General features: G+C 70.9%; 13 protein-coding genes. 9 read left to right on the top strand and 4 right to left on the bottom strand.

The features are described from left to right. Positions 1–7: 7 nt before the first annotated feature. Both AB0C62_RS32035 and AB0C62_RS32030 read right to left on the bottom strand, forming a co-directional pair. Positions 8–448, bottom strand: coding sequence for a roadblock/LC7 domain-containing protein (locus AB0C62_RS32035; RefSeq protein WP_362979141.1), 441 nt, complete (start codon positions 446–448; stop codon positions 8–10). Further along, positions 445–3,396: a nitrate- and nitrite sensing domain-containing protein gene (locus AB0C62_RS32030; protein ID WP_362979139.1), complete on the bottom strand. Its 2,952-nt coding sequence runs from the start codon at positions 3,394–3,396 to the stop codon at positions 445–447. Before AB0C62_RS32030 ends, AB0C62_RS32035 begins: the two co-directional genes overlap by 4 nt. A gap of 425 nt (positions 3,397–3,821) precedes the next feature. Between AB0C62_RS32030 and AB0C62_RS32025 the strand changes: the two genes are divergently transcribed. Next, the gene (locus AB0C62_RS32025; protein WP_362979137.1) at positions 3,822–4,466 is read left to right on the top strand and encodes a hypothetical protein; all 645 of its coding nucleotides are present in this window, start codon (positions 3,822–3,824) and stop codon (positions 4,464–4,466) included. Between the two features lie 18 nt (positions 4,467–4,484). On the opposite strand, the gene AB0C62_RS32020 is transcribed toward AB0C62_RS32025, so the two are convergent. Then, complete coding sequence (locus AB0C62_RS32020; RefSeq protein ID WP_362979135.1) at positions 4,485–5,681, bottom strand: FAD-dependent oxidoreductase; 1,197 nt, start codon at positions 5,679–5,681, stop codon at positions 4,485–4,487. A gap of 157 nt (positions 5,682–5,838) precedes the next feature. Then, on the bottom strand, positions 5,839–6,159 hold the full coding sequence (locus AB0C62_RS32015) for a bifunctional 3-phenylpropionate/cinnamic acid dioxygenase ferredoxin subunit (protein WP_362979133.1): 321 nt from the start codon (positions 6,157–6,159) through the stop codon (positions 5,839–5,841). A gap of 214 nt (positions 6,160–6,373) precedes the next feature. On the opposite strand from AB0C62_RS32015, the gene AB0C62_RS32010 reads away from it, so the two are divergent. The 8 genes from AB0C62_RS32010 (at position 6,374) to AB0C62_RS31975 (ending at position 18,236) form a co-directional block, all read left to right on the top strand. Then, entirely contained in the window at positions 6,374–7,195 is an 822-nt protein-coding gene (locus AB0C62_RS32010; protein WP_266611941.1) for an IclR family transcriptional regulator, read from the top strand. A gap of 293 nt (positions 7,196–7,488) precedes the next feature. Next, positions 7,489–8,574 carry an S-(hydroxymethyl)mycothiol dehydrogenase gene (locus AB0C62_RS32005; protein ID WP_362979130.1) on the top strand — a complete coding sequence of 362 codons (1,086 nt, stop codon included), beginning with the start codon at positions 7,489–7,491 and terminating at the stop codon, positions 8,572–8,574. Positions 8,575–8,690: 116 nt separating this feature from the next. Beyond that, a complete protein-coding gene (locus tag AB0C62_RS32000) occupies positions 8,691–11,147 on the top strand; it encodes an FAD-dependent oxidoreductase (RefSeq protein ID WP_362979128.1) in 2,457 nt (818 codons plus the stop codon). Between the two features lie 46 nt (positions 11,148–11,193). Continuing rightward, positions 11,194–12,351: an N-methyl-L-tryptophan oxidase gene (solA, locus tag AB0C62_RS31995; RefSeq protein WP_362979126.1), complete on the top strand. Its 1,158-nt coding sequence runs from the start codon at positions 11,194–11,196 to the stop codon at positions 12,349–12,351. An 11-nt stretch (positions 12,352–12,362) separates the two neighbouring features. Continuing rightward, on the top strand, positions 12,363–13,508 hold the full coding sequence (locus tag AB0C62_RS31990) for an aromatic ring-hydroxylating dioxygenase subunit alpha (protein WP_362979124.1): 1,146 nt from the start codon (positions 12,363–12,365) through the stop codon (positions 13,506–13,508). Continuing rightward, a complete protein-coding gene (locus tag AB0C62_RS31985; protein WP_362979122.1) occupies positions 13,501–14,967 on the top strand; it encodes an aldehyde dehydrogenase family protein in 1,467 nt (488 codons plus the stop codon). Before AB0C62_RS31990 ends, AB0C62_RS31985 begins: the two co-directional genes overlap by 8 nt. A gap of 130 nt (positions 14,968–15,097) precedes the next feature. Beyond that, positions 15,098–16,657, top strand: coding sequence for an amino acid permease (locus AB0C62_RS31980; protein ID WP_362979120.1), 1,560 nt, complete (start codon positions 15,098–15,100; stop codon positions 16,655–16,657). 16 nt (positions 16,658–16,673) lie between these two features. Next, positions 16,674–18,236 carry a GMC family oxidoreductase N-terminal domain-containing protein gene (locus AB0C62_RS31975; RefSeq protein ID WP_362979118.1) on the top strand — a complete coding sequence of 521 codons (1,563 nt, stop codon included), beginning with the start codon at positions 16,674–16,676 and terminating at the stop codon, positions 18,234–18,236. Positions 18,237–18,260: the final 24 nt, after the last annotated feature.

Below are 18,260 nucleotides of genomic sequence, written 5' to 3'. Positions count from 1 at the left end.
CATCCCACTACCCACCGGCGGGCAGATCGGTGCGCGGAGCGGCCGCCAGATGTGCGCCGACCCGCTTGACGAGGAGCGTCATCTCGTACGCGACCTGGCCCACGTCCGAGTCGGCGTCGGCGAGAACGGCGAGGCAGCTGCCGTCACCGGCGGCCGTGACGAAGAGGAACGCCTCGTCGAGTTCCACGACGGTCTGGCGGACGCTGCCCGCCTCGAAGTGCCGGCCCACACCCTTCGCGAGGCTGTGGAAGCCGGACGCGACGGCGGCGAGGTGTTCGCTGTCCTCCCGGGTGAGGTCCTTGGAGGCCCCGGTGGGAAGGCCGTCGCCGGAGAGCACGATCGCCTTGCGGATGCTGGCGACGCGGTCGACGAGTTCGTCGAGCAGCCAGTTCAGATCACCGGTCCGGTTGCTGGTCTCGGTGGGTCCTGCGGCCTTCGGTGCGGTCATCGACCGTCCCCCTTTGTCGTTCGTGGTGCTGAGCCGTCCTGGGCCTGGTCGCCCACGGCGTTCTCCTCGCGGCCGCGCTGCCAGCCGCGCTGGAGCGAGGCCATCCTGCTGCGTACTTCGTCGGCGTCCCGTTCTGCGGGGTCGGGGCCCGCGGCGTCGCGGCTCGTGTCCCGTTCGGCGAGGCGCGCCGGTCCGTCCTTCAACTGCGGTGCCAGGCTGGCCTGTCGGACCCGTCGGGGCAGCGGCGTCGTACTCGTTCCCGACTCCCCCGTGTCCCTGTCGGAGCGCGGGAGGGTGTCGTCCGGGTCTGTCGGCGCGGCGGTGCCGCGGGTGCGCTGGGGCAGTGCCGGGGCATCGCGGAAAGCGGCCGCACCGCGGCCTGAGGCCTCCCGCGGGTCGGGGGCCGTGCGCAGACCGGGGATGCCGGGGCGGTCGTCGCCGCGCCGGGTCGGGCCGGAGGAGCGCTCACCGCGCCGCTGGGGCAGCGGCTTGGCGCCCTCGAACTGCGCGGGACGGCGCTCGGGGCGATCCGCGCCTTCCACGGTTGCCGGACCGGAGGGGGCGCTGCGGCCCCGCACGGGCTCCAGGTTCTGCGCCGACTCGACCTTGTCGGACACCCCGTCCTGGGTCTCGCCTCGTCGCGATCGCGTCGGGGAGACGGGACGGCCGTGGGAGCTGACGAGCTTGGGCGTCCGACGCCGCGGCAGGGGCACCGGTCCGGCGCCCGGGCGGTCGCTGTCCCCGGCCCGTGCGGGCTCGTCGCTGCCGTCCCGGGCCTGCTGGTGGTGCTCCGCGGGGACTCCGGCTATGGAGCTGCGCGGGCGGAAAATGCCGCCGCGTTCGCTGTCGTCGTCGCCGAGGGCGCCGGGGAACCCGGTGATCGCGTCGAGTTCGACGGGCGCCTCCAGCTCGACGGGGCCGTCCAGGATCGAGGCCGGCAGTCCCGGCAGCCGCACGGGCGTCTGGGAGAGTGCCGCCGTGCGGCTCTCCTCCGTCTCGCCCTCCTTGGTGGGCAGGGTGCGGTCGAGGCGGAAGCCGATGCCGTTGGTGTCCGGTACGTCGTCCGTGAGCAGGGCGTCCGCGATGAAGACGACCGCAGTGGTCCCGCCGTACGGGGACGGCTGGAGCGAGACGCGGACGTTCTGCCGCTGGGCGAGCCGGCTCACCACGAAGAGTCCGAGCCGGTCGGTGTCGGAGAGCTCGAACTCGGGGGTCTCGGCGAGGCGCAGGTTCGCGTCGAGCAGCGCCTCGGCGGCCATTCCGAGGCCGCGGTCGTGGATCTCCAGGGTGAAGCCGTTGGCGACGCGCTCGCCGACGACCTGGACGGCCGTGTGCGGGGGCGAGAACACCGTGGCGTTCTCCAACAACTCGGCGACGAGATGGGTGAGGTCGGCGACAGCGGGTCCCGTGACGGCGACGCGCGGCAGGCGACGCACCTCGATGCGCTCGTAGTCCTCCACCTCGGCGACGGCGGCACGGACGATGTCCATGAGCTGGACCGGCTTGCGCCACTGCCGGGACGGCGCGGCGCCGGACAGGATGACCAGGCCCTCGGCGTGCCGACGCATGCGGGTGGTGAGGTGGTCGAGGCGGAACAGGTCGGCCAGCTCGTCCGTGTCCTCGGTCCTGCGCTCCATGGTGTCGAGCAGGGTGAGCTGCTTGTGGAGGAGCACCTGGCTGCGGCGCGCGAGATTGACGAAGACCTCGGAGACGCCCTCGCGCAGTTCGGACTGCTTGACGGCCGCTTCGACGGCGGCGCGCTGAAGGGTGTTGAGGGCCTGGCCGACGTCACCGATCTCGTTGCGGTCGTACTCCAGTCGGGGCACTTCGGTCTCGACGTCGACCTGTTCGCCCGCGGAGAGACGGCGCATGACGCTGGGCAGCCGGACGCCGGACGCCTCGTGGGCCTCCAGGCGCAGCCGCCGCAGATCGCGGATGAGGCTGCGTCCGATACGAACGGACATGACCAGGGAGACGAGCAGGGCGATGAGGCCGATCACTCCGGCGATCACGGCCTTGAGGATGACGCTCATGGCCACGGGCCTGACGCGGTCCTGGTAGCGGTCGCCGGCCCGGTCGTCGAGCGTGCCCAGGTCGTCGAGCACCTGGCCCGCGGCGCTGTCCCAGGTCTTGGCGGTGACGCCGCGCGGTGAGCCGGCCGGGGAGGTGACGACAGCCTGCTCGGCCACGCGCAGGGGTGCCGTGTCGGCGTTCTTCCAGTACCGCTCGTAGCGTTCACGCTCCGAGGAGGGCAGGAGCGGAAGGCTGACGTCGTAGAGCAGGGTGCGCTGGGCGATGAGGTCGGAGATGTCGCGCAGCTCGTCGCGGGTGGTGCGGCCGGCGACCAGCGCGGAGCCGAGGAGCGCGTCCTCGCGGGAGAGGAGTTCACGTGCGCGGGCCACGTTGACCAGGGCACGGCCCTCCTTGTCCACCTCCACGTCGTCCACCACGTGAAGGTTGGCCAGCAGGACGTAGCAGGGGTCGATCAGCCGGTTGTAGAGGTCGAGGGCCTGGGACCGGTTGACGGTGCCCTCCTCGACGCTGCGGCGCAGCGAGTCGATCCCGTCGACGGCGTCGAGGATGGAGGTGAGTCGCTCGGCGGTGCCTTCGTCCATGTCCTCGCGCACCTCCTTGTCGCGGGAGTTCTCGCGCACCTGGGCCACGATCCGGTCCGTGGCGGCGCGGCTCCGCTTGAGAGCGGCGAGGCCGTCGGAGGCCCGCGGGTCGGCCAGGTAGACGAGCGTCTGGCGGCGTTCCTGCTGGAGAACCCTGACGGTGTCCTCGGTCGGGTATCCGATCTTCTTCACGATGTCGGACACGCTGAACAACTGGTCGGCCGCACGCCCCGTGAGCACGGTGGCGAAGGCCCAGATCGCGGTCAAGGACACCAGCGGCACGAGGAGCAGCGCCACGATCTTCCGGCGGATGGACTTCCCGCGAAAGCGCATGGCCTCCCCCAGCTCGACCCCTCCGGTTCAGGGGGGTACACCTGTGCGTCAACAAACGGCGTGAGCCTACTACTGACACACAGGTAACTCGAAGACCTGTCCGCACCCACTCCGGCCCCGACAGGGAACGAGACATGGGGAGTTGTCCGTTCATTGGGGGAGATTGCCTCCCCGAATCCGGCTCGTGGGGCCGGATCACAGTGAAGGAATAAACTTGGTCAGTTGGCCGGAATTCTTCGCTCGTCGGGAATCTTCGACGCAGGTCGTTCGTCTTTCTGTACGGGAGTTGAGGGCGGAATCGGCCACAGGCGCCGCATGACGCACTCAGGCGGCGTAAAAGAGCGCAAGCCGGGCAGCCACTGGGGAGCGGGTGTTGCAAGACACTCGTGCGAGATGGCTGCTGGGCGGTGGGGAGTGACGAGTTGATGGGCACGGCGGAGCGGAGCGGGACACTCGAGGCACGGGTTGCGACCCGCGAGGCGGCACAACGGGCCCCGCAGGCACCGGATCGCGACATACCGGCAGCTGGGAGCGATCAGCGGGACCGGCCGCGAGCGGCGACGGATGAGCGTGAGCGGGCGGGAGCCCGGCAGTCGGCTCGGGGCAGGCAGGACCGGGCCGACGAGAAGGGCGCCGTCACGGACGCGTACGCATACGAAGAGGACGAGGCGCGGGCGTACTACCGGCCGCTGTGGATCGAGGAGCCCGCGCGCAAGCGGCGGTTGCCCGATCCGGTGCGTACGTCGGCGGTGCGGGCGGTGGTCATCATCTCGGTGACGCTGACCCAGGCGGTCGTGGCCTTCCTGTGCACGGTGACGGGGTCGTGGCTGGCCTTCCCGATGGTTCTGAGCAGCGTGGCCAGCACGGTCGTGGCCACCTGGGCCGCCCTGGACGTCTGGGTGACCCGGCAGGTGTGGAACCAGCGGCACGGCGTGGTGTCGGAACCGAGCAGCACCGCACGGGCGCTGCGGCGCGAGCGTCGCAAGGCCCGGCGTCACGCCCGGGTCTCGGCGCGGGCGCAGGAGCGGATACGCAGGCGGGGCCGAGCCGGACAGCTGTCGCACTCGTAGCGGGCCCGAGGCCGGTTCTCAACGAGACGCCGGCTCCACCGGGTCGGCGGTGCGCGCCAGTTCGCGGCGGACGCGCATGAAGGGGCGGGGCCGGTTCACGGAGAGCACTGCCGTCGTGCGGTCTCCTCGCTCGTACAGGGCGAGGAGACCGCCCGCCGCCGGTGCGCCGTCGTCGAGGTCGCCCTCGACGATCCGGACCGTGTCCGCACTGTGGCGTCGTCCGGCGAACTGGATGCGCGCCCCGTACTGGTCGGACCAGAAGTAGGGCAGCGGCCGAGCGGTCTCGACCGTGCGTCCGGCGAGCAAGTTGGCCACGGCGGCGCGGGGTTGTTCGGTGGCGGAGGTCCAGTGTTCGGCACGGCCGCCGCCGACCTGGGCGACGTCGCCCACGGCGACCACGTTCGGCAGAGCGGTCACGCAGCCGTCGTCGCAGACCACGCCGTCCTGGAGACGGAGCCCCGAGTCGGCCAGCCAGCCGGTGTTCGGGACGGCGCCGATCCCGACGATCACGACCTCGGCGGGCAGCACGCGGCCGTCGCGGAGTGCCACTCCGGTGACGGCGCCGGGAGCGGCTCCGCTCACCCGGAACCCCGCGACCGCCGCTCCGGTCACGAGACGGGTGCCCGCGCGTCGGTGCAGCGCGGCGCACACGGCGGCCATTTCCGTGCCGAGTTGAGGCACGAGGGGCAGTGGGGCGGCCTCGACGACGGTGACGTCGTGGCCGAGGGCGGTGCAGGAGGACGCCGTCTCGGCGCCGACGAAGCCTCCGCCGACGACCACCACACGGCGTGGTCCCGCGGTGAGTTCGGCGCGCAGGGCGCGGGCGTCGTCGAGGGACCGCAGTGTGTGCACGCCCGGGAGGCGGTCACCGGGGAGGCACCGGGCGGAGGCTCCCGTGGCGATGACGACGCCGTCCGTGGGGACGGTGCGGCCGTCATGGAGGACGACGGCGCGGCTCCGGGTGTCGAGGCGGCGGGCGCGGCAGCCGAGGATCCAGGCGGCGTCGAGTTCCGCCCTCTCCTCGGCGTCGGTGAGGGCGAGTTGGTCCTCGCCGGCGTGGCCGGTGAGGAAGTCCTTGGAGAGGGGAGGTCTGTCGTAGGGGAGGTGGCGTTCGTCGCCGACGATCACGAGTCGCCCGTCGAAGCCCTGGGCCCGCAGCTCGCGGGCGGCGTACAGGCCGGAGAGGGAGGCACCCACGACGGTCACGGTCCTCATCCGGGCCACCTGCCCTCGGGGACTTCGTGCTGGGGCAGCTCACACTCGGGCCGTTCGTACTCGGGCAGTTCGTGCTCGGGCCGCTCATGAGGGAGGCTGTCGGCTTCGACACCGCTCCCGGGCCAGCCATGGCGAGTGCGGGCGGGAGATACGGCCTTCATGCGGCGGTGCCCTCCTCCGCGGCGAGGTGGACGTGGATGATCCCGTCGTCGACGGTGACGCGGTGCGTACGGACCGGGCGGCGCGCGGGGAGGCACGTCGGCAAGCCGGTGCGGAGGTCGAACGAGGCCGCGTGCAGCGGGCATTCGATCAGACAGCCCTCCAGCCATCCCTCCGAGAGGGAGGCGTCCTGGTGGGTGCAGGTGTCGTCGATGGCGTACAGCTCGCCGTCGGCGTTGAACACGGCGACCGGTGGTGTGGTCCCGACACGGACGGATTCGCCGACGGGGAGGTCTTCAAGGCGGCAGACGGGAATCATGGGCCCCCCTCTCGGTCCGGACGGTTCGTCCGCGACCTCTCAGGTCCAGGGGCGTCGGGAACCTTCCCGGTTCCGGACGCTTCGGTAACATGATGTTTCGCATGGCGCACGAGGGAGCGCTATGCGCAACAGAATCCGCGCGGGGGTCCCGTCACGTCAAGGGCTTCCCGCAGATGCGGCCCAAACCGGGCCGTCAGGTGGTGAGAGTTGACCTATGACCCGCACGCAGAAGCAGGCTGAACGCACCGAGGACACCCCCGAGAAGCAGAGCGGCCGGGGCGCGGGAAGCGCCGTCCAGTCGGTGGACCGCGCCGTGAGCGTGCTGGAGATCCTCGCCCGGGTCGGCGAGGCGGGCGTCACGGAGATCGCCGAGGAACTGGACGTGCACAAGTCCACGGCCTTCCGGCTGCTCGGGGTCCTGGAGAACCGCGGCCTGGTCGCGCAGGCCAAGGACCGGGGGAAGTACTACCTGGGAGCCGCTGTGCTGCGGCTCGCGGGGGCGGCGGCGGTGCGCCTCGACATCTCCCAGGAGGGGGTGCCGGTCTGTCGCGAACTCGCCGACGAGCTGGGCGAGACCGTCAACATCGCGGTGCTCGACGACGACGCGGCGGTCAACATCATGCAGGCCCGCGGCACCGCGTCGGTCACCGCGCAGAACTGGCTGGGAAGACGCACCCCGCTGCACGCGACCTCCAGCGGAAAGGTGCTGCTCGCGCACATGCCGCCCACGCTGCGGGAAGGCCTGCTGGCGCGGACCCTGCCGCGCTTCACGGAGCGCACGATCACCGGACCGTCCACGCTGCGGGGCGAGTTGGAGGCGGTGATCGAGCAGGGGTACGGGCTCACGCTGGAGGAGCTGGAGTTGGGGCTCGCCGCCGTCGCGGCGCCGGTGCGGGCACACGACGGCAAGGTGATCGCGGCGATCAGTGTGTCCGGGCCGGTGTACCGGATGAACGCGGACCGGTTGCCCGAGCTGGCGAAGCGGACGGTGGCGGCGGGAGCCGAGTTGTCCCGTCGGATGGGGTACGGCTTCTGAGGCGCTGGGAGTGGTCCGGTGCTCCGGGGCGGCGTGGTGCGCGGCGGCCGGCCGGTAGGAGAGCCACGTAAGGGAGTTGACGGTCCGGGTCCGAGCGCGAGCAGGCCCGTTCGTCGGTGACGCGGGGCCGGGGTATCCGGCCCCGCGTCGTTGTGTGTCCGCCGCGTTTCGGGGCTCCCCGGTCCTTTTGCCAAGGGTTAACTCCCACCCCTTGACGGCTCCCTGACGGCATTCTCAAGATGTTCCTCATCACGCAACCCATCGTGCAATGCGCAACAGCAGAGGAGCTTGTCGTGCCCCACGAGGTCCGTGCCGTAGTCGCTGTGAAGAAGGGCGCACCCGTCGAGGTGCAGACGATCGTCGTTCCGGACCCGGGACCGGGTGAGGTGCTCGTCGACGTCCAGGCGTGCGGGGTCTGCCACACGGATCTGCACTACAGGGAGGGCGCGATCAACGACGAGTTCCCGTTCCTGCTGGGCCATGAGGCCGCGGGAACCGTCGCGGCGGTCGGCCCGGGTGTCGTCGATCTCGCACCCGGTGACTACGTGGTCCTGGCGTGGCGCGCGCCCTGCGGCACGTGCCGTTCCTGTCGCCGCGGCCGCCCGTGGTACTGCTTCGACTCGCGCAACGCCACCCAGCCGATGACCCTCCTCGACGGCACCCCGCTGAGCGGCGCACTCGGGATCGGGGCCTTCGCCGAGAAGACCCTGGTCGCCGCGGGACAGGCGGTGAAGGTCGATCCGGCCGCACGTCCGGAGGCCGCGGGGCTGATCGGCTGCGGGGTGATGGCCGGATACGGCGCCGCGGTCAACACCGGCAACGTCGGGCGCGGTGACACCGTCGCCGTCATCGGCTGCGGTGGTGTGGGCAACGCGGCCATCGCGGGCGCCTGCCTGAACGGCGCGATGAAGGTCATCGCGGTGGACATCGACGACAGGAAGCTCGACCTGGCGGAGAGGTTCGGCGCCACCTACACGGTCAACTCGCGCGGAACCGACCCGGTCGAGGCCGTCCGGGCGCTGACCGACGGCTTCGGGGTCGACGTCGCCATCGACGCGGTGGGCCGACCGGAGACGTACAAACAGGCCTTCTACATGCGTGACCACGCCGGTGTGCTCGTCCAGGTCGGCGTCCCCGACCCCGAGATGACGGTCGACCTTCCGCTGATCGACCTGTTCTCGCGCGGCGGCGCCCTGAAGTCCTCCTGGTACGGGGACTGCCTGCCCAGCCGGGACTTCCCGTTCCTCATCGACCAGTACCTGTACGGGCTGCTCGACCTGAACGCGTTCGTGAGCGAGACGATCGCGCTCGACCAGGTCGAGGAGGCCTTCGCGAAGATGCACCGGGGTGAAGTGCTCCGGTCCGTGGTGGTCCTGTGACGGGACCGGAGGACTCGGCCTCGACGCCCGTACACGGCGAACCCGTCCTCACTTCCGAGCGGTTCGACTCCCCGGCCCACTGAGCGCTTCCACTCCCCCACCCGGCAAGGAGGGGCATGTCCAGCACTCCCGCACTCCGTCCCCGTGTCGTCGTCATCGGCGCCGGCATCGTCGGCTGTTCCCTCGCCGACGAGCTGACCGCCCGCGGCTGGACCGACGTCACCGTTCTCGAGCAGGGCCCGCTGCCCGCCCCGGGCGGCTCCACCTCCCACGCACCGGGCCTGGTGTTCCAGACCAGCCCGTCCAGGACGCTCGCCGCGTTCGCGCGGTACACGGTCGAGAAGTTCTCCTCGCTCCAGGTCGACGGCGCCTCCTGTTTCGACCAGGTGGGCGGCCTCGAACTCGCCACCACCCCCGAGCGTCTGGCCGAACTGCATCGCAGGGCCGGTTACGCCACCGCCTGCGGTATCCGCGGCGAGATCGTCGGCGCCGACCGGTGCGAGGAACTCTGGCCGCTCATCGACCGGTCGGCCGTCCTCGGCGGCTTCCACACCCCGGACGACGGACTCGCCCGCGCCGTCCTCGCGGCCCGCGCCCAGCTGGACCGCGCCGCCGGAAGAGGAGCCCGCTTCCTCGACCGTCACACGGTCACCGGGATCGAACAGGCGGACGGCCGGGTCACCGGCGTCGTCACCGACCGGGGCACGTTCCCGGCCGACCACGTGGTGTCCGCGGCCGGCTTCTGGGGCCCGGTCATCGGCCGGATGGCCGGCGTCGACGTACCCCTTCAGCCGCTCGCGCACCAGTACGTGAGGACACGGCCGCTCCCCGACCTGGCCGGAGCGGAGGCAGAGGCCTCGAAGCCCATCCTCCGGTTCCAGGACCGCGACCTCTACTTCCGCGAGCACCACGACCGCATCGGCATCGGCAGCTACGCCCACCGACCGCTGCCGGTCGACCCGTTCGCGGTGCTTCCGTACGACGCGGCACGCGCGCGCGGGATGAAGATGCCGTCCTCGTACCCCTTCACCGAGGAGGACTGGGCGCCGAGCTGGGAGGACTGTCGCCGGCTGCTGCCCGCGTTGCACGAGACGGAGATCGAGGAGGCGTTCAACGGCGTCTTCTCCTTCACGCCGGACGGCATGCCCGTCCTCGGGGAGTCCCGGCAACTCCGCGGGTTCTGGCTGGCGGAGGCCGTGTGGGTCACCCACTCGGCAGGGGTGGCGAAGGCCGTCGCCGAATGGATGGTCGACGGGCGTGCCTCGGTCGACCTGCACGAGTGCGACCTCACGCGATTCGAGGACGCGCAGCGTTCACCGGCGTACGTCCGTGAACGGGGTTCACAGCAGTTCGTCGAGGTGTACGACATCCTGCACCCGCTCCAGCCGATGGAACACCCGCGCCCGCTGCGCGTCAGTCCGTTCCACGCCCGGCAGGAGCAGCTCGGCGCGTACTTCCTGGAGGGCGGCGGCTGGGAACGCCCGCACTGGTACGAGGCGAACGCCCCGCTCGTCGACTCCCTCGGCCCGCTGCCCGCGCGCGACGCCTGGTCGGCCCGCCACTGGTCGCCCGTCGCCGCGGCGGAGGCGAGGGCGACCCGCGAGAAGGTCGCCCTCTACGACATGACCCCGCTGCGCCGTCTCGAGGTCACCGGCCCCGGCGCCCTCGCCTTCCTCCAGCGCATGACCTCCAACAACCTCCGCAAGAAGCCCGGCGCGGTCACCTACACCCTGCTCCTCGACGAGAGCGGCGGTGTGCGCTCCGACCTCACCGTCGCCCGGCTGGCTCCCGACCGGTTCCAGGCGGGCGCCAACTCCCCCGCCGACCTGGACCGGTTCCTGCGCCATGCGCCGCGGGACGTGCACATCAGGGACATCACGTCCGGCACCTGCTGCATCGGGGTGTGGGGACCACTGGCGCGCGATCTGGTCCAGCCGCTGACCCGCGACGACTTCTCGCACGAGGGCTTCGGCTACTTCCGCGCGAAGGAGACGTACATCGGCCATGTCCCGGTCACCGCGATGCGGTTGAGCTATGTCGGGGAGCTGGGCTGGGAGCTGTACACCACGGCGGACCTGGGACTCCGGCTCTGGGACACCCTCTGGGAGGCGGGCCAGGCATACGGCGTGATCGCCGCCGGGCGATCCGCCTTCAACTCGCTCCGCCTGGAGAAGGGATACCGGGCCTGGGGCACCGACATGACCGACGAGCACAACCCCTACGAGGCGGGGCTCGGCTTCGCCGTCCGCATGGACAAGGACGGCTTCGTCGGCCAGGAGGCCCTCCAGGCGCCGGCCGCGCGGACACCGGCGCGCCGGCTCACCGCGCTCCTCCTCGACGATCCGGCCGCCGTCGTCCTCGGCAAGGAACCCGTCCACGTCGACGGCGCCCCCGCCGGCTACGTCACGAGCGCCGCCTACGGCTACACGCTGGGCCGCTGCGTGGCCTACGCCTGGCTGCCCTCGCTGCCCGCCGGAACGGGCGTCCACGTCGACTACTTCGGCGAGAAGATCCCCGCCACCGTCTGCGACGAACCGCTCTTCGATCCGGAGATGAACCGAATCCGCCGTTGAATCCGATGAAGAGGCAAGAGCCGGACAAAAGGATCGAGGAGGCCCCGTGTCCCCCACGTACGACGTGATCGTGATCGGTCTCGGCGGTATGGGCAGCGCCGCCGCCCACCACCTGTCGGCGCGCGGCGCCCGTGTGCTCGGGCTGGAGAAGTTCGGCCCCGTGCACAACCGGGGTTCCAGCCACGGCGGTTCACGCGTCACCCGCCAGTCCTACTTCGAGGACCCGGCGTACGTCCCGCTGCTGCTGCGCGCCTACGAGCTGTACGACGACCTGGAGCGGGCCACCGGCCGTGACATCGCCACCCTCTGCGGCGGCGTGATGGTGGGGACGCCCGAGTCGCGGACCGTCGCGGGTTCCGTCCTCTCGGCGCGGCAGTGGGACCTGCCCCACGAGATGCTGGACGCGGCGGAGATCAGGCGCCGCTACCCCACACTGAACCCGCGCGACGACGAGGTGGCGCTCTTCGAGGCCCGGGCGGGACTGATCCGTCCCGAGAACACCGTCGCCGCGCACCTCCAGCTCGCCACTCGGCAGGGCGCCGACCTGCACTTCGAAGAGCCGATGACGCGCTGGGAGCCGTACCGGGACGGGGTGCGCGTGCACACGGCGGAGAACACCTACACGGCTGGCCAACTCGTCATCTGCCCGGGCGCGTGGGCCCCTCGGCTGCTCACCGATCTCGGAGTGCCGTTCCGGATCGAGCGGCAGATCATGTACTGGTTCCAGCCGCGCGGCGGGACCGGCCCGTTCGTGCCCGAGAGGCACCCGATCTACATCTGGGAGGACGCGGCCGGCGTCCAGGTGTACGGCTTCCCCGCCATCGACGGACCGGAGTTGGGCGCCAAGGTCGCGTTCTTCCGCAGGGGCGGTGTCGAATGCACCCCCGAGGACATCGACCGGACGGTGCACGAGGAAGAGATCCGGGCCATGGCCGACCAGATGTCGCGCTGCATCCCCGACCTGCCCGGCACCTTCCTGAAGGCCGCCACCTGTATGTACTCCAACACCCCCGACGAGCACTTCGTCATAGCGCGTCATCCCGCGCATCCGGAGTCCGTCACCGTGGCCTGCGGTTTCTCCGGACACGGTTTCAAGTTCGTGCCGGTCGTCGGCGAGATCCTCGCCGACCTCGCCCTGGACGGCTCGACCGAGCATCCCATCGGCCTGTTCGATCCCCACCGCCTCGCCGCCGCGCCCGCCTGAGGAGCACGCCCGTGACGACGACCCCCGCCTCCCCGTCCCCGCTCTCCCCCAGCCTCATCACCACCCTCCCCGGGCGGTACTACACGGACCCGGAGATCTTCCGCCAGGAACAGGAGCGGCTCTTCGAGTCGATGTGGTTCTGCGCGGTCCGCTCCGGCGACCTCGCGCGGCCGGGAGCCTTCCGCACCGTGCAGATCGGCCGCGAGAGCGTGCTCGTGACCCGCTCCCGCACCGGCGAACTGCGCGCGTTCCTCAACATCTGCCGCCACCGGGGCGCCCGGTTGTGCACCGAGGAGTCGGGCGAGGTGCGGCGCAACCTCCAATGCCCGTACCACGCCTGGACGTACGACCTCGACGGCAGGCTGGTGGCCGCTCCGAACCTGGTGAAGATGCCGGACGTCGACCGCGTCGCGTACGGCCTGGTCAAGGTCGCGCTGCGCGAGTGGCTGGGCTATGCCTGGGTGTGCCTGGCCGCCGAACCACCCTCCTTCGAGGAGACGGTGAAGGGCGCGGCCGTGGAGCGTCTCGGCACCGCGGCGGCCATCGAGCACTACGGCACGGAGCACCTCGCCCTCGGCCGGCGGGTCACCTACGACGTGCGGGCGAACTGGAAGCTGATCGTCGAGAACTTCATGGAGTGCTACCACTGCGCGACGATCCATCCGGAACTGACCGAGGTGCTACCGGAGTTCACCGAGGGATACGCCGCTCAGTACTACGTGGGGCACGGAGCCGCGTTCGGGGAGGAGATCAGGGGGTTCACGGTCGACGGCAGCGAGGGCTTCGCCAGACTGCCCGCGGTCGCGGACGAGCAGGACCGCCGCTACTACGCGATCACGGTGAAACCGACGGTCTTCGTCAACCTGGTCCCGGACCATGTCATCCTGCACCGCATGTTCCCGCTCGCCGAGGACCGTACGGTCGTCGAGTGCGACTGGCTCTACGCCCCCGAGGTCGTCGAGTCCGGTGCGGACCTGTCCAAGTCGGTGGAGCTGTTCCACCGGGTGAACGAGCAGGATTTCGAGGCGTGCGAGCGGACCCAGCCGGCCATGGCGTCGCGGGCCTATCGCGACGGTGGTGTGCTGGTCCCGACCGAGCATCACATCGGGATCTTCCACGAGTGGTTGATCGCGCGACTGGGAGGCCCACGTGCCTGACCTGTACATCGACGGTGGCTGGCGCGGCGCACTCGACGAGCGCACCCGGGAGATCCGTTGTCCCGCCGACGGCTCGCCGGTCGGCGTCGTCGACGAGGCGGGCGGCAAGGACACGGTGGAGGCGATCGCCGCGGCGCGCCGCGCCTTCGACGAGGGGCCCTGGCCGACGACCCCGGCGGCGGACCGCGGGGATCTGCTGCTGCGCGTGGCCGACCTCCTCGTCCGTGACAAGGACGCGCTCGCCCGTGCCGAGTCGCTGGACACCGGCAAGCGGCTCGTCGAGAGCGAGTACGACATCGACGACATCGCCAACTGCTTCCGCTACTTCGGACGGCAGGCCACCGCCGAGGCCGGCAGGGTCGTCGAGACGGGCACGCCGAGTGTCGACAGCCGTGTCGTGTACGAACCCGTCGGGGTCTGCGCGCTGATCACGCCCTGGAACTACCCGCTCCTGCAGACGGCCTGGAAGGTCGCTCCGGCACTCGCCGCGGGCAACACCTTCGTTCTGAAGCCGAGCGAGCTGACCCCGCACACGGCGATCCATCTGATGCGGATCCTGGAGGAGGCGGGTGTGCCGCCGGGGGTCGCCAATCTGGTGCTGGGCGCGGGCCCCGAGGCGGGCGCCCCGCTCGCCGACCACCCGGACGTCGATCTCGTCTCCTTCACCGGGGGCCTGGCGACCGGGCGCGCGCTGATGGCCGCGGCGGCCGGCACGGTCAAGAAGGTCGCGCTCGAACTCGGCGGGAAGAACCCCAACATCGTCTTCGCCGACGCCGACTTCGAGACGGCCGTCGACATGGCGCTGACGGCGGTGTTCCTGCACTCGGGGCAGGTGTGCTCGGCCGGCGCGCGGCTGTTGGTGGAGGACGGCCTGCACGACCGGTTCGTCGACGACATCGTGCGGCGCGCCTCCCGGATCAGACTGGGCGGGCCGTTCGACGAGCGGGCGCAGACCGGGCCGTTGATCTCGGCGGCGCACCGGGAGAAGGTCGAGGCGTACGTCGCCCGGGGGCTGGCCGAGGGGGCGGTGCTGCGCTGCGGAGGCGAGCGGCCGACCGGTCCCGGCCTGGACGAGGGCTTCTACTATCCGCCGACGGTGCTGGACGAGTGCAGCGGCGACATGTCCGTGGTGCGGGAGGAGTCGTTCGGGCCCGTGCTCACGGTGGAGCGCTTCAGCGGCGAGGCCGAGGCGGTACGGCTCGCCAACGACACGATCTACGGTCTCGCCGGCGCGGTGTTCAGCACCGACGAGGCGAAGGCGCAGCGGGTCGCGGCCCGGCTGCGGGTCGGCACGGTGTGGATCAACGACTTCCACCCGTACGTCCCGCAGGCCGAGTGGGGAGGGTTCAAGCAGTCCGGATCCGGGCGCGAACTCGGCCCGTCGGGTCTGGCCGAGTACCGCGAGACGAAGCACATCTGGCGCAACACCGATCCCTCCCCGCAAGGCTGGTTCGGCTGACCCACCACCGGGGACGGCCCCGGTGCACCCCGCGGACATGGCGCCCGCGCACGAACCAGCCCCTCATGGAACCCGGCACCCGCTCAGGCCGCTCCCTCACCCCTCCCCCAGGACCACCTGGAGTCCGCTCATGTCCACCACCGAGCAACCGACAGGACCACAGCACGACGACGCCGAACTGGCCGCGTTCGGGTACAGACCCGAACTGAAGCGCACCCTCGGCAGCTTCCACACCTTCGCCGCCGGCATCAGCTACATCTCCATCCTCACCGGCACCTTCCAGCTCTTCTACTTCGGCTACGGCAGTGGCGGTCCCGCCTACTGGTGGTCCTGGCCGATGGTCTTCGTCGGCCAGTTCATGGTGGCGCTCTGCTTCGCGGAGCTGGCCGCGCGCTATCCCGTCGCCGGTTCCGTCTACAACTGGTCGAAGAAGATAGGCAATCCGCATCTCGGCTGGCTGGCCGGCTGGATGATGCTCATCGCCTCCATCGTGTCGATCTCGGCGGTGGCGCTGGCCTACCAGCTGACGCTCCCGCAGATCTCGGACGTCTTCCAGTTCGTCGGGGACGGGACGGGGAAGTACGACGTCGCCACCAACGCGGTGGTGCTCGCCACGGCGCTCATCCTGTTCACGACCCTGGTGAACGCCTTCGGCGTGAAGCTGATGGCCACGATCAACAGCGCGGGCGTGTTCATCGAGCTGATCGCCACCGTCGTCCTCATCGTGCTGTTCGCCGTCCACATCACCCGAGGTCCGCAGGTGGTCACGGAGACCGCGGGCACGGGCGCCGGTCATACGACGGGGTACCTGGGCGCCTTCCTGGTGGCCTCGCTGGCCTCGGCATACGTCATGTACGGGTTCGACACGGCGGCTTCGCTCGGCGAGGAGTCCTTGGATCCCTCGCGCAACGCGCCGCGGGCCATCATCCGCGCCATCGTGGCGTCGTTCGTCCTCGGCGGTCTGGTCCTGCTGCTGGCGCTGATGAGCGTGTCCAGCCTGAAGGGCGAGAAACTGTCCACGGACGGGCTGCAGTTCGTGGTGCTCGACGTGCTCGGTCCGACGGCGGGCAAGGCGATGCTGTGGTGCGTGCTGATCGCGGTCACGGTGTGCGCGCTCGCGGTGCACACGGCGGCGATCCGGCTGGCCTTCGCCATGTCACGGGACAACAATCTGCCCGCGTCGTCCCTGATGGCCCGGGTCAGTCCGCGCTTCCGGACCCCGGTGCTGCCGGCCGTCGTCATCGGGGTCCTGGCGGTGGCGATCCTCGTCGTGAACATCCGCCAGCCGCAGATCTTCACCGTGGTCACCAGCATCGGCATCATCATGATCTACCTCGCCTACCTCGGGGTGACCGCGCCGATGCTGGTGGCGCGACTGCGCGGCCGGTGGCAGCCGGCGGGCGAGGGCAGGTTCTCGTTGGGCCGGTGGGGTCTGCTGGTGAACATCGTGGCCGTGGTGTGGGGCGCGGTCATGACGGTCAACCTGATCTGGCCGCGCGCCGAGGTGTACAACGCGGCGGCGCCGTTCCACTGGTACCTGCGCTGGGGCGCGGTGCTGTTCGTGGCGGTCATCGCCGGCGGCGGTTTCGCCTACTACTGGTTCGTCCAGCGGCACCGCACCGGTGTGCTCGACTCGCACCGGCCGGATCGCGCCCCGACGGCCCCGCTCACCGCCCCGGCAGCCGACTGAAGGAGGGCAACAGCGCATGAGCATCGATGAGTTCGACTATGTCGTGGTCGGCGGCGGCACCGCGGGCAACGTGGTCGCGGCACGGCTGTCCGAGGATCCGTCCGTCACCGTGTGCGTCCTGGAGGCCGGTCCCAGCGACGTCGGTGACGAGGACGTCCTCCGACTGGAGCGCTGGATGGGTCTGCTGGAATCCGGTTACGACTGGGACTACCCGGTCGAGCCGCAGGCCAGCGGCAACAGCTTCATGCGGCACGCCCGCGCCAAGGTCCTCGGCGGCTGTTCGTCGCACAACTCGTGCATCGCCTTCTGGGCTCCGGCGGAGGACCTGGACGACTGGGCCGCCGCGGGCTGTACGGGCTGGGGCTCCGCCGATCTGTTCCCGTTGTACCGGCGGCTGGAGTCGAACGACGCCCCCGGCGATCACCACGGCCGCACCGGGCCGGTGAAGCTGCGCACGCTCAAGGGTGAGGACCCGTGCGGCGCGGCCCTGTTGGCGGCGTGCGCCCAGGAAGGCATCCCGACGACCCCGTTCAACAGCGGGAGGACGGTGGTCCGGGGAGCCAACTGGTTCCAGATCAACTCCGACGAGAACAACATCCGGCAGTCCTCGTCGGTGGCGTACCTGCACCCGGTCATGGGCAAGCGGCCGAACCTCTCGGTGCGGACGGGCGTGCGGGCGAAGAAGCTGGTCCTGGAGGGTCGGAGGTGTGTGGGCGCGCAGTATCTCGACCCGGATCTCGTCCACACCCGGACGGTCCGCGCCCGTCGCGAGGTGATCGTGTCCTGCGGTTCCGTCGACACCCCGAAGCTGTTGATGCTGTCGGGGATCGGGCCCGCGAGGCATCTGCGCGAGGTCGGTGTGGAGGTGGTCGTGGACGCGGCGGGGGTCGGCGAGAATCTCCAGGACCATCCCGAGGGGGTCATCATGTGGGAGGCCCGGCAGCCCATGCCCACCACGTCGAGCCAGTGGTGGGAGGCGGGGATCTTCTACGACACGGAACCGGGCCTGGACCGGCCGGACCTGATGTTCCACTACGGCTCGGTGCCGTTCGACATGAACACCGCGCGGCACGGATTCCCCACGTCGGAGAACGCGTTCTGCCTCACCCCCAATGTGACCCGCGCGAAGTCGCGCGGCACGGTGCGGCTGCGCACCCGCGACTACCGGGACAAGCCGATGGTCGACCCGCGCTACTTCACGCACGAGCACGACGTGCGGGTCATGACGTACGGGCTGAAGCTGGCCCGGCGGATCGCCGCGCGGCCCGCGCTGAGCGGCTGGGCGGGCGCCGAGCTGGCCCCCGGCCCCGACGTCGGCTCCGACGACGAGCTGCTGGACTACATCCACAAGACCCACAACACCGTCTACCACCCGTCCTGCACCGTGAAGATGGGCGCGGACGACGACCCTTCGGCCCCGCTCGACGCCCGGCTGCGGGTCAAGGGGGTCGGGGGTCTGCGGGTCGCGGACGGATCGGCGATGCCGGATCTGATCTCCGTGAACCCGTGCATCACGACGATGATGATCGGCGAGAAGTGCGCCGACCTGCTGAAGGAGGACGCGCGGACGGGCCCCTGAGGACCCGGCGGCCAGCCGGGGAAC

It is taken from the genome of Streptomyces sp. NPDC048643, assembly GCF_040650615.1.
Classification (GTDB): domain Bacteria; phylum Actinomycetota; class Actinomycetes; order Streptomycetales; family Streptomycetaceae; genus Streptomyces.
The sequence above is the reverse complement of the archived record's forward strand: the minus strand, read 5'-3'. Positions and strand labels throughout refer to the sequence as shown.

Coding starts and splice junctions, on each gene's coding strand:
- AB0C62_RS32035 (WP_362979141.1), bottom strand. CDS start 448: ATGACCGCACCGAAGGCCGCAGGACCCACCGAGACCAGCAACCGGACC.
- AB0C62_RS32020 (WP_362979135.1), bottom strand. CDS start 5,681: ATGAGGACCGTGACCGTCGTGGGTGCCTCCCTCTCCGGCCTGTACGCC.
- AB0C62_RS32030 (WP_362979139.1), bottom strand. CDS start 3,396: ATGCGCTTTCGCGGGAAGTCCATCCGCCGGAAGATCGTGGCGCTGCTC.
- AB0C62_RS32010 (WP_266611941.1), top strand. CDS start 6,374: ATGACCCGCACGCAGAAGCAGGCTGAACGCACCGAGGACACCCCCGAG.
- AB0C62_RS31975 (WP_362979118.1), top strand. CDS start 16,674: ATGAGCATCGATGAGTTCGACTATGTCGTGGTCGGCGGCGGCACCGCG.
- AB0C62_RS31980 (WP_362979120.1), top strand. CDS start 15,098: ATGTCCACCACCGAGCAACCGACAGGACCACAGCACGACGACGCCGAA.
- AB0C62_RS32025 (WP_362979137.1), top strand. CDS start 3,822: ATGGGCACGGCGGAGCGGAGCGGGACACTCGAGGCACGGGTTGCGACC.
- AB0C62_RS32015 (WP_362979133.1), bottom strand. CDS start 6,159: ATGATTCCCGTCTGCCGCCTTGAAGACCTCCCCGTCGGCGAATCCGTC.
- AB0C62_RS32000 (WP_362979128.1), top strand. CDS start 8,691: ATGTCCAGCACTCCCGCACTCCGTCCCCGTGTCGTCGTCATCGGCGCC.